The sequence below is a fragment of the Paenibacillus tabacirhizosphaerae genome (assembly GCF_040812395.1).
Taxonomy (GTDB): Bacteria; Bacillota; Bacilli; order Paenibacillales; family NBRC-103111; genus Paenibacillus_E.
Window position 1 is genome coordinate 25,494 of the sequence record NZ_JBFNXH010000024.1, and the last position, 11,319, is coordinate 36,812.

An 11,319-nucleotide genomic window follows, 5' to 3' on the forward strand; every position below is an offset into this window, starting at 1 on the left:
GTAATGTGCTGCAAGTTCCACATTACACTGCGCAATTCAGGTACCGAAACAATCATTTAACCATTTCCGCCTTGATCCGCAAGGGATGTGAGATGATGATTATTGAGGGAGTAAATGATAATCGACAAAAAAAAACCGCCGCGCCTAAGCGCAAGCGGCTCTAATCCTTATGATTTCTTCCCGTATGCTTCGTTGTACTCTTGAATGATCTGATTGCCCCCGTTGCGCTTCCATCGATCAATTTCCTGTTGGAACGCAGTTGTATCCAGTTTGCCTAAGATATAGTTGTAGGTCGCATCTGAGATAATTTTGTACAACTCAACGCCTCTCTCATCATAGGTCTTCGACTCCAGATTAATCGTCGGATCCTTGACGACATGTTTCTCATTATCTGCGCTAAGCTTATCGGCCAGTCGCGACAGAGATTCGCTCTCCGCGACGTCCATTACATTGGGATTGCTCAGATCAGCTACCATTAGCGCATACAAGGCATTCACCTCGTTGACGCGAATCTGGGATGTCCCCTCCGATAGTTGGACCTTGTCGCCTGACGTTGTATAATGACGCCCTTCTAACCCGTATTTCATCAAATTCGCAACATCTTTATCCATAGTCCGATCGAAAAAGTGCAGCATTTGCTTCAACTCTTCTTCGGTACGAATCGCTTTCTTTGAGAACAGGTACAGCGCACTGTAGTTCGGAATTGACCATATTTTGAACCCACCCGGTCCTTCAATATGATTGACGAGCGTAAACTTCGCTTGCGGATTAAGCAATTGCGCCTCGCCCGAAAGCCGCTGCACATCCTGCATGCTTCCGATATACACACCGGCAATCCCCCGGATGAGCTTATCCCTTTGAACTTCTTTACTCGTAAGCACAAAATCGGAGTTAATCAGCTTCTCGTCGTACAGCTTTTTCATGAAGTTCATCGTATCGATATAGGCGGGCGTTTCGAATTCAGGGATGAGCTTCCCCGCGGCGATGCCCCAGTCATTCGGCGTGCCGAAATACGAGCTCAGCGTTTTGAACGCGCCGAATACCAGGTCATTCCGATCGGTAAGGCCAATCGTATCATTTTTACCATTGCCATCGGGATCGTTAAACGTAAAGGCTTTCAACACCTTGTACAATTCATCAATCGTCTGCGGTTTGGCGAGCTTCAAGTTGTTCAGCCAATCCTCTCGAATAATAATCCCTTGCCTGGAGGACGGGCGTTCCGTGTATAAGCCATAAATGTTGCCGTCTACAGCCGCTTGGTTCAAAATTTCTTTGTTCAGCTTCTTCAGATTCGGAAACTGTTCCAAATAAGGACCAATATCCCAAAACGCCCCGGAACGGATCGAATTCTTCATAAGCATATAGTCTGTGTACTTCACATATGTTGCTTTTTTAAGCGAGTTCGTGGTTAAAGCCGTGTTCATTTTATCGGTATAGATGCCTTCGGGCACCCAGTTCAGGTCCAGCTTCGTTTGTGTCCGATTCTCAATTTCCTGAATCAGCTCCGGTATTGGCGGATGCGGAAAATGCAGCGGTGCCATAATAGAAATGACAGGACGACTGCCATTCTCGGCATCGTTTGGCGAAGCGTTTTTCTTCTCGCATGCGCAGAAGCTAGCCACCATCAGCAGCAGCACAATTAAACTACAGATCTTCCTGACTCGTTGTTGTACATGTTTGCTCACGTGCCGTCCCCCTTGCAGCAGTAACGGTTTGCCATCATAATCTAAGATAATGATTATCCGTCACTCAGATGATTATTGTCCTTCGCATTCGACTTTACTAAAATGAATACAGATAGCAACTCATACTTACAACCTCTTGATAAGGTGTTGGATGCCGTGCGCTCTTTAAGCTTTCTTAGCAAAATGACAATCTTCGGGTTCTTGCTCAGCACGCTCCCTGTAATATTCATAGGCGCTTTCGCCTTCGTAACTTCTTCTAACGAGATTCAAAAGAATGTCAACGAAGGCAAGATGCAGTTGATCATGCAAATCAACTCCAATGTAGAGCAGAAACTAACAACTGTCAACCACACGTTAAATCAGGTCATCAACTCGACCGTGTTGAAAAAAGCAATGGATATGCCCTTAACTGTAACCGATTTCATGATGTATGACGATCTCCGCAGCGAGATCCGCTATATGCAATCGTTCGATACCAAATTGGAAGATGTCATCCTGATCAACGCCAAAGAAAACTGGATCATCAAGAACTCAGGTTTGTACCGTTTCGACAGCTATCCCTTTTACGATAAGCTTCTGCCTATGATGAATCCGCAAGAAAACAGCGCGTGGACGATCAATCCGTCGCAATGGTTTTTCACGGAAGAGAATGCGCAAAGCGTATCCTGTAAGATCAGCATTAGCTTGGTCAAAAAGCTGCCGACCACCGGTCTCGAGAAATATGGCCTGGCTATAGCGAACATGCCCGCCTGCTCGCTGCAGGATCTGATTCATAGCGATACCGAACAGCTGACCGATATCCTGATCATCGATGAGCATAATCAGATTCTCATGCATCCCGATCCTGCTTTTATCGGCAAGTCTGTGACGGAAACTGGACTGAAAGATATCGACAAGCTCACAGGGCCTATGGGGCAATTCTCGACGAGTATAAACAGCAAGCCCTATTCAGTTAGTTATTTGCGTTCGAATATGAACGGCTGGATTTATTTATCCGAGACTTCCATCGACAGCTTAACGAAAGAGTCCAGCAAAATCGGGACATACACCATCTACGTCTGTGTATTTATGCTGATCCTCTCGTCGCTCCTAGCTTGGCTTGGCTCGCGCAAAATGTATTCACCGATTCAACGGCTGATGAATCAAATCGGGCAGCTTGTTACCGTGAATCAGAAACGGAAAGCCAACGAATTTCAAGTCATCGGCGAACAGGTCACTCATTTGTTCCAATCCAAGTCTCAACTGGAAAAAGAAGTCCGTCAGCATATCGGTCAGGTGAGAACCTTCTTCCTGATGAAAGCCTTCCAAGGCCACATGAAGCAAAATGAGCTTCTAGAAGGTTTGGAGCAATACGGGTATGGTCCGCAAGTAAGCGATTGGCATACGATGTCTGTCCTCACGCTGCAGATCGATTCGATTGACAACACCCGTTATGAAAGACGAGATTTGGAATTGCTGCTCTTCGCCGTACACAACATCATCGAGGAGCTGATCCCTGCCGAACAGCGGCTGACTCCGATTATTATCGATCAGACCGTGGTAACACTGATTGGAACGCCTGACAGCGAATCCGCCGCTTTCCGCAACACGGTATATGGATGGACCGAGCATTTGCAGCAAAAAATATTCAGCTATCTGAATCTGCAAGTCAGTATCGGGATGAGCCTGCCTATCCATGCATTCACGAACATGTCCATCGCTTACCGCGAAGGCTTGGAGGCACTCAAGCATCGGATTAAATTGGGTGAAGGGATTATTATTCAGTACGAGAATATCAACTCCGGCAAGCACTATTTGAATTTGAATTATCCGAAATCGATTGAAAATGAATTGATCGACGCCATCAAAGTGGCCGAAAAGGATAAATCCAAAGAGCTGCTGAAGCAGCAACTGCAAGCGGTATTCGCCGCTCAGCTAACGCCGCAGGAATACCAGATACCGCTGGCCCGGTTGTTAAACAACCTGCTCATCGTGATGCAGGAATCGGGTATTAGCTTGAATCAGATTCACCCGACGAAGGGCTCTTTGTTCGAGGAACTGCTGGGCCTGCATATGGCCGCGGAAATCGAGGATTGGTTCTGGACCGAGGTCGTGTACCCGCTAATTCGTATTTTCCGCGACCGTCAAGAAGCGCAGTACCATAATGTTTCCGAGAAAATCATCGCTCTCGTTCAGCACTACTATGACACAGACTTAACACTCGAAGAGTGCGCGTCGCGTCTGCACTATAACGCGAATTATTTAAGCAGCATTTTCCGCAAGGAAACGAACTGCTCGTTCAGTGAGTACTTATCGACCTACCGGTTCAACATGGCGAAAAAGTGGCTGTCCGAGACGGATATGCCGATCAAAGACATCTCCTCCAAGCTTTGCTACAACAACTCGCAGAACTTCATCCGCTCGTTCCGCAAGCAGGAAGGGCTTACCCCCGGGCAATACCGGGAGAAAACAAAAGAAGGCTTCATAGACCCTGGTCTATAAAGCCTTCTTTTTATCGGAGAACACCTTGCGGAGAGAGCTCCAGGTTCTAGCTTCCCAGCTTGCGAAGCCCAGGTGTTGCTTCCGCGATCATGGTTCATTCACCATTTTCTCGGTGGTTGAGGTGGTGCTTGCAGGTGTAGAGCATTGTTGTATCTTTCGGAGCAGTTCCGTTACGTGTTCGCGAAATTCGCCCGCTTCTTTGGCATCCATGCCTACCTGGCAGGATAATTGTCCAGGGATGTCTGTCGCCCGCTGCCGCAATGCCTTCCCCTGATCGGTAAGCTCAATGATGACTCTCCGTTCATCATCTACCGCGCGGGTACGCGTCAGCAGTCCTATCACTTCGAGCTTCTTGAGCAGCGGGGTTAGTGTACCTGAGTCCAGATAAAGTCTTTCACCCAGCTCTGTAACCGTCACACCATCCTTATCCCACAAGGCAAGCATCGTCGCATATTGCGTATACGTAAGTCCGATCGCGTCCAACAAAGGTTTGTATAATTTGGTCATTTCCCTGGAACATGCATAAACCATAAAACAAATTTGGTTCTCCAGCTTCAGCGAATCATTCGGGTCCATACTTACCTCCACTTGAACCAAAAAGAGTTTACATTTATTCCATTATACTTCAGCGACAGGAAACCAACCAGATCTGTGAATAATCATATTCCACAAAGGATCAGGGATTACCAATTTTTCTTGATCCTGCTTAGAGATCACTGTAGCGATTTCAGCAGCTTTACCTGCTTGCACCTTTTGCACCCAATCCGGATCTACAATCAGTTCACGGCCGATGGCCACTATCGGCAGTCCCAACTTCCGTGCGTCCAGCGCATCGTCTGCCGTGCGGATTGAACCTACTCCGATCAATGGTACCCTCCCATTAATGCGATCCAGAATCCATTCTACTCGTGTCTTCGAAGGGTCTGCGCCTCTGCGCGGCAAGGAACGGAAATCCATCAAAGAAATGTGCAAATAATCCAGGTCCCGATCCGCTAACGCATCAACCAGTTCCAGTGTGTCGGCCATTGTGATCCCGGTTGTCTCTTCTTCCTCCGGCGAGAACCGGTAGCCGATTAGGAATGGCTCTTTGGCATGAGCGGCGACAACTCGCTGAACTTCTTCAACAATTGCAAGAGGGAAGGCCATGCGCTTCTCAAGGCTCCCTCCCCACTTGTCATTACGCAGATTTGTATGCGCAGAGAAAAACTGCTGGAGCAAGTATCCATTCGCCCCATGGATTTCAACACCATCATACCCTGCTTCAATCGCCCGGCGAGTCGTTTCGCCGAAGTCACGAATGATCGCATCCACTTCCGCCTCTCTTAAAGGCCGCGGTGCGATGCCGCCGACTTGTGCGCTAGCGACGTCACTTGCGCTCACAATGTCTCCATTCGGAACCAGTGCAGGTGGACATTGCCGGCCACCGTGGAAAATTTGCAGAATCGCTTTTGCGCCCTGCTCTTTAATGGTTTGAGCAAGCGATCTCAGGCTCGGAATCATATCGTCGCTGTCTCCAGCGAACTCTCCCGGAAACCCTTTGCCGTTAGGTGTCACATAAGTGCAAGCGGTAATAACCATGCTAACTCCTTGTGATCGACGTGCGTAGTAAGCAAGCTCCTCTCGCGAAACCGTGCCATCTTCGTTGGCTGAACAATTCGTCATCGGCGCCATGACAATCCGGTTTTTGAGCTGAGTACCCTTTTTAAATACCAATGGTTCAAATAACGATGAGTAGGTGGTCATAATGATTTCTCTCCTTTAATTTATCTTTATAAATCGTTAAGTGATTCCAGATGTATTTAATAAAATAAAATTGAATCAAATATAATTGTATATTAACGTATGTACTCAGTCAAATTAGTGAACGCGGGTATAAGCTAGGATTCCCGTTGAAGCGTCAAATAGTGATTAGCCTTAGAAATTAATGCCGCAGAGGACGCTATCAAAAATCCTTCCACGTATAATCCACGCTCAATATGCCGGATGGCTGTTCCTTCATATTCCAATTGTGGGCTGCCGCTGCCTCAGGTTTCCGGAAACAAACCAAATTCCGATAGTAGCCGAAAGCGCGGCAAACAGCTGGTCTCACCGCATGAATTCCGCACTTGTCGTGATCGAGATCGTAAAATATGCAGGTGCCAAAATGCCGTTCTTGATGTTCAAGCTCCTTGCGGACTTTGGCCGGCATCGATTTTACTTTCTTTTTGATTATTTGCAACTCCTGTTGCGTAACAGGTACCGGACCGCAGCACAAACCTTTGCAGCCTTGGCATGGCAGATCAGACATAAAGGCCTCCTTCTATCATGTCGCTAAATATATATTTACTTTTATTTAATTATATGGTATATTATGTATATATTATTTCAAGAAATAATACTATCATATCTACTAATCTTATACAATACTGTTATTCTATCTAAAAGATTTAAATAAATCTGATCCAAAAAAAACCTTCATCCCACTACGAGGTGGTTTTGAAGGTTTTTTTCAATCGCCGTTTCATTATGCATACGATTCGTGCTGGACTCCCGCTCCTCGCAAAGCAGATGGCGCTCATCTGCTCGCAACAACAAGTGTCGGCGGGCTAACCGGTCAATCTTTGAACTGAATTTACTGCGCAAGCAAATTTGCCGTAGAAGGCTTACTAGAAAGCTCAGCCATCTACTATAAGCCAACTTTTAACATCGATGTCACTCTGCTTAAGCTTAGAGCCATCGCTACTAATTCCGTTTATTTTAGTTGTACAAGCAATAATTATTATAAAAAATTAATGTCTATTTATCTGTTCGCTAATCAAATCAATTTCCTTGGTTAGCTTTTTCGATGCTTCTTGGCCGAGAATGTCCGAATATCTGTCATGCAGCTCAGAAGATGCACGACGGATGCTCTCCTCCAAACTATGACTTTTGTCTGTTGGATAGACGAGTACCGTCTTTCCATGCACCTTCCTTTCCAAGTATTGCTTGCCTTCCAATTTATCGATAAAACGTGTTAACGTAGAAGGTGTTATACACAACTTTTCGGCCAATTCTTTTTGCGAAATTCCCGGGGTTCCGTTAACCAGCAAAATCAGATAACCATACATGGGGGTTAATCCGGTCGATGCAAATACTTCTTCAGCCATTTTCGTAATGGCTCGACTTAAGCGGTTAGCGGTAAAAAATAAGCAATTGTGCAAGAAACCATCATTCATAGCGCACTTTCTCCTCTCTGTTTCATCCTTTTTTGTATGTACAAAGACTATATTATTTGGTTTTTTCTTTGTCAATCTATTTTAACTTACTATGATTCGGCAATGATACTGCAAAATACGCAGCCTAATCCATTATATTTCTTCCTGAACGGTTAAACCCACCCCAAATAGTGAAATCTCTAAAAAAACCAACAATGTTGCCGATCTATTCCGGCAGCATTGTTGGTTTTTTTAGCGCTCACGTTTTTCGTCACTCTATTCAAATCTCGTTCAAATTCTGGGCCAGCCACCCAATCGTCTCTAAAGGGCTGGTCTGGTTCCAATGACGACGGTGGCGTCCATGTCGTCGGAACTGGCCACCTGCGGGATCAGCCCATTGCGAACGAAGATCTCGACAGTCCGTGGCGCCTGCCGCTCACTAGTCTCGACCAGCAGGTAACCACCCGGAGCCAGCCATAGTGGCGCCGATGCTGCCACCCGGCGCTGGACGTCAAGTCCGTCCGCGCCCCCGTCGAGCGATATCAGCGCCTCATGTATGCGGGCTTCCGGAGGTAGCAACCTGATCGCCTCGGTGGGTACATAGGGAGCGTTAGCGACCAAAACTTCCACGCGACCTCGCAGCAGAGCGGGCAGCGGCTCGTAGAGGTCACCTTCGTACACGTGACCACCAACAGCAGTGACGTTGCGATGGGCGCACCGCACCGCAGCAGGGTCGATGTCGACGGAGTACAACTCGATCTGATCCAGGGCAGCGGCCAGCGCGACACCGAGCGCGCCCGATCCACAGCACAGGTCTACCACGACAGTTCTTGACCGCGCGAGAGCGGCAGCCTGGCGAACAAGAAACTCGGTACGGTGACGGGGTACGAAGACACCCGGGTCCACCGCTATTCGCAGACCACAGAACTCCGCCCAGCCGATAACGTGCTCGAGGGGGAAACCAGCGGCTCTCCTGTCCACCATGGCGTCGAGGTCGGCCGGGGTCTGCGCCGCGGAAATGAGCAACCGGGTCTCGTCTTCGGCGAAAACACAACCAGCATTTCGAAGCCTGGTAACGATGAATGTATACAGGGTATCCCCATGAAAGTCACCACAATTCACAAATGTTCCTCCTCGACTTCATCTCGGAACGACGATATTCATCACTTTGCTAGGGAGTGACTATCACTAGTTGTTACGAACTGATATTCATCATTTTATCGCCATCGCAGTTTGCTGGACAGATACAAAATCGTTATAAAAAACTATTCTTCATCCTTATTTTTCCATTTATACTTCAACCGAACTGTCCGTTAACAGAAGAAAAACACCTAGCGGCATCCTTGGTATAAATCATATGTTGGCGAATGGGGAGTGGATTGGGAATGGGTTCCGAAAAGATTTCAAATACGGGCGCCAACGCTTCTCCACCCCAGTCCCCTCCCCTCTTCTGTTCGACTTTGAGCTGCCTTCCACTTCCCTTTTCCATCACGGGTTATCGCCCAGTTGTAACGACGGAACTACGGTGCGTTATCTCTTTAAATTCCCTGTTTTTTTACCATGACGAGGAACTGTGATGCGTTAAACAGGTAATTGCTAGCGTGAAATCCCTGATTTCTGATGCATAGCGTACTGCAGTTCCGCGAAATGCCCATTCAAGCCGATATGCCTAGCCATAACGCACCGTAGTTCCGCTAGCCCGCTAATGATCACGCCTTTCAAAGAATCTAATGGTTCGGTGAACCTATAAATTCTATAACCTGAACAAAGGACCGCCTCCCGGCAGCCCTTTCCATATAACTGATGCACGCGAATCTCTTTGAGTTACTAGTACTTACAATGTAAAATAAAAATATCATTCTGTATCCGATCGGAGAACCTCTATGACTGATTTGCTTCCTGCGTCGCACAGCCTATTTGACATTTTCCCCTGTTTCCAAGCAATCCCCGCCGAAGAGTGGGACGCTGCAAAACCTCGACTTCGAACATTCCCTGCTAAATCAACATTATTTGTCAGCAATGATGCCGTTCAGTATTCCTTATTTCTCATTTCGGGAACGGTGCAAATCTTGAATTTGACTGAAGACGGCCGTGAGGCTATGTCTAACCGTCTATCCGCCGGGGATATATGCGCCATGATGGTACTGAGCGGCCTAAGCGAGCGTGAGTATCCCGGAACAATCATAGCGGAGACCGAGGTAACAGCTCTGTTCGTGGAAAAAAGAGCTTTTCTACTCTGGATTCAAAAGTATACGCCTGTCCGAAACGCGGTATTCGGGAATATTTTGGACGGGCTCCTCCGTATGGGCAGCCTTCTCTCCGATAAAATATCGCAACCCTTAGACTTGCGACTTGCTGGGGTCTTGTTGAGGCTGACATCGGAGCAGCATCCGACAGCTCGGATTACGCATCAGGATTTAGCTGCTGAACTAGGTTCAGCTCGTGAAGTGGTCAGCCGCATGCTAGGCCGAATGAAAAAGAAAGGCTGGATAGCAACTGAACGGGGTTCGGTAACCGTTCATCAACGGGGAGCATTGAGCAGGCTCGTTGGTGACTAGGTCACAGAAACCGATAGCGCCTCTTGGTAAAGTAAAGTCAGTTGAGCTGACTGCGGCTCACAATTTAGAAAACCAGGAGGTTTTATACGATGAGAAATCCATTATCCCCAGGGGTTGCAGCCCCTGATTTTACGTTCATCGGTGTCGACGGTTCTTCTCTCTACCTGTCCAATCTTCGAGGTCGCAAGGTGCTGCTCGTGTTCTTGCGCAATGCCGCTTGCGCGCTTTGCAACTTACGAGTAAGACACTTTATTAGACGCTACAAGGAGTGGCACCTGCAAGGATTGGAAGTCGTGGCGGTGTTCGAATCTCCACAGTCTAATATGTCCCTATATGTCAGCCGACAGGAGGCTCCATTCGCGTTAATTGCCGATCCTCTGGCCGAGCTGTATGATCTGTACGGCGTCGAAGTATCTGAGGAGAAATTGCAAGCGACGATTGCTGATTCGAATACGCATGTATTTGTAGCTGAGGCGGAAGCCGAAGGGTTTGCTTTAACCCCAGAAGAGGGATCCAACATGAACCGCATTCCAGCCGAGTTTCTGATCGATGAGAACGGCATCATACAGGTCGCGCATTACGGTCGCCTGGTGACCGACCACATGCCACTAGAGGTTATCGACCGTTTCGCCAACGTTGCCAAGAACAACGCGCAATAAGAGCCCTAACGATAAACTGACTCTTAGCGTAGAGAAGGGTTGCGTCACAGCAACTCTTCTTTTCTTTTACAATAGCTCCCCGTTTGCTCCAAAAGAAAGACTTTCATGCAATATATTACAGGACGCTTGGCAGTCCATGAAGACACATCTCTACGCAATCTCTACCTTGCTTTAGAGCATGAATAGTTTTAGGGTTCGGCAGATGATAAATGTTTGCATAATCAACTTCGTCGTAGTATTCTCGCACCGGAAATGCCAGTTTCTCTCCATACATGGAAAATTCGGCATGAACGCCGGCTTTATTCCCACGGGCATCCAGACGTATCCATCTGCCTATGGATTTCAAGAATACTGCATTCAAGGCATGGAGGCAGTATCCGGTCTCTGGCGTATCGCCGAGTGTAAGCCGTTGATAACAAAAACCAGCAGGAATCCCCCTGCTTCTTAAAATGGCACACAGCAAATTAGACTTCGCATAACAAATACCCTCTTTGAAATGAAGCACTTCTGAAGCCCTGCGCGTTATTCGTGAACTTTGTTTATCCCATGAATGGAAGATGTCGTCTCGAACAAATTCATACGCTTTTTTTACAAAGTCATCCTCGTTTGACGATCTACCGTATAATTCAAATGCTTTTTCCTGAATCGATTGGTCACTAAAATCGACCTCTTCAGATTCAACTAAATAATCCTCTAGCGCATTAGATTCACATATCAAATTCATGTAGCCACCCCGATTTTTTAATGCCTCCACTTTAGGATG

10 protein-coding genes are annotated in these 11,319 nt (G+C 47.2%); 3 read left to right on the forward strand and 7 right to left on the reverse strand.

What is annotated here, in order from left to right; genetic code table 11:
* Positions 1–167: 167 nt before the first annotated feature.
* Entirely contained in the window at positions 168–1,685 is a 1,518-nt protein-coding gene (locus tag ABRS97_RS25670) for an extracellular solute-binding protein (RefSeq protein WP_367818720.1), read from the reverse strand.
* 156 nt (positions 1,686–1,841) lie between these two features.
* Between ABRS97_RS25670 and ABRS97_RS25675 the strand changes: the two genes are divergently transcribed.
* Entirely contained in the window at positions 1,842–4,166 is a 2,325-nt protein-coding gene (locus tag ABRS97_RS25675; protein ID WP_367818722.1) for a helix-turn-helix domain-containing protein, read from the forward strand.
* Positions 4,167–4,253: 87 nt separating this feature from the next.
* Here ABRS97_RS25675 and ABRS97_RS25680 read toward each other — a convergent pair whose 3' ends face one another.
* From ABRS97_RS25680 to ABRS97_RS25700, 5 genes are all read right to left on the reverse strand, one after another.
* A complete protein-coding gene (locus tag ABRS97_RS25680) occupies positions 4,254–4,742 on the reverse strand; it encodes a MarR family winged helix-turn-helix transcriptional regulator (protein WP_367818724.1) in 489 nt (162 codons plus the stop codon).
* A 42-nt stretch (positions 4,743–4,784) separates the two neighbouring features.
* The gene (locus ABRS97_RS25685) at positions 4,785–5,909 is read right to left on the reverse strand and encodes an NADH-dependent flavin oxidoreductase (protein WP_367818726.1); all 1,125 of its coding nucleotides are present in this window, start codon (positions 5,907–5,909) and stop codon (positions 4,785–4,787) included.
* A gap of 199 nt (positions 5,910–6,108) precedes the next feature.
* Positions 6,109–6,453, reverse strand: coding sequence for a YkgJ family cysteine cluster protein (locus ABRS97_RS25690; RefSeq protein WP_367818728.1), 345 nt, complete (start codon positions 6,451–6,453; stop codon positions 6,109–6,111).
* A 481-nt stretch (positions 6,454–6,934) separates the two neighbouring features.
* The gene (locus tag ABRS97_RS25695) at positions 6,935–7,360 is read right to left on the reverse strand and encodes a MarR family winged helix-turn-helix transcriptional regulator (RefSeq protein ID WP_367818730.1); all 426 of its coding nucleotides are present in this window, start codon (positions 7,358–7,360) and stop codon (positions 6,935–6,937) included.
* A 300-nt stretch (positions 7,361–7,660) separates the two neighbouring features.
* Positions 7,661–8,461: a putative protein N(5)-glutamine methyltransferase gene (locus tag ABRS97_RS25700; protein ID WP_367818732.1), complete on the reverse strand. Its 801-nt coding sequence runs from the start codon at positions 8,459–8,461 to the stop codon at positions 7,661–7,663.
* 761 nt (positions 8,462–9,222) lie between these two features.
* Here ABRS97_RS25700 and ABRS97_RS25705 point away from each other — a divergent pair.
* Both ABRS97_RS25705 and ABRS97_RS25710 read left to right on the forward strand, forming a co-directional pair.
* Positions 9,223–9,897, forward strand: coding sequence for a Crp/Fnr family transcriptional regulator (locus tag ABRS97_RS25705; RefSeq protein WP_367818734.1), 675 nt, complete (start codon positions 9,223–9,225; stop codon positions 9,895–9,897).
* 89 nt (positions 9,898–9,986) lie between these two features.
* Positions 9,987–10,556, forward strand: coding sequence for a peroxiredoxin family protein (locus ABRS97_RS25710; protein ID WP_367818736.1), 570 nt, complete (start codon positions 9,987–9,989; stop codon positions 10,554–10,556).
* A gap of 115 nt (positions 10,557–10,671) precedes the next feature.
* Here ABRS97_RS25710 and ABRS97_RS25715 read toward each other — a convergent pair whose 3' ends face one another.
* Complete coding sequence (locus ABRS97_RS25715) at positions 10,672–11,280, reverse strand: transglutaminase-like domain-containing protein (protein ID WP_367818738.1); 609 nt, start codon at positions 11,278–11,280, stop codon at positions 10,672–10,674.
* Positions 11,281–11,319: the final 39 nt, after the last annotated feature.